This is a genomic window from Paraburkholderia sp. BR10954, from assembly GCF_040965775.1.
In the GTDB taxonomy this organism is placed as follows: Bacteria; Pseudomonadota; Gammaproteobacteria; order Burkholderiales; family Burkholderiaceae; genus Paraburkholderia; species Paraburkholderia youngii.
In genome coordinates, this window is record NZ_JBFRCK010000289.1 from 1 (window position 1) to 285 (window position 285).

Genomic DNA, 285 nt, shown 5'->3' on the forward strand with positions numbered 1-285 from the left:
TCACGGCGAAAATGCCGAGCGGCGCGGTCACGAGCCCGGCGTCGACGGCCCGGTAGCCGAGGAAGCCCTGAATCCACTGCGGCAGGATCACGAGGTTGGCGAAGAAGATCGCGTAGGCGACCGAAATCGCAATAGTGCCGCCGAGGAAGTTGCGTCTGGCGAAAAGCCGCAGGTTGACGATCGGTTTTTCCTCGGTCAATTCCCAGATCAGGAAGAACAGGAAGCTGACCACGGCGACGATCGTCAGCGCCCAGATCACCGGCGAGCTGAACCAGTCGAGGTCGC

1 pseudogene is annotated in these 285 nt (G+C 62.1%); it reads right to left on the reverse strand.

The features are described 5' to 3' along the window. Positions 1 to 285: pseudogene (locus AB4Y34_RS42275) on the reverse strand (EmrB/QacA family drug resistance transporter); the annotation flags it as partial.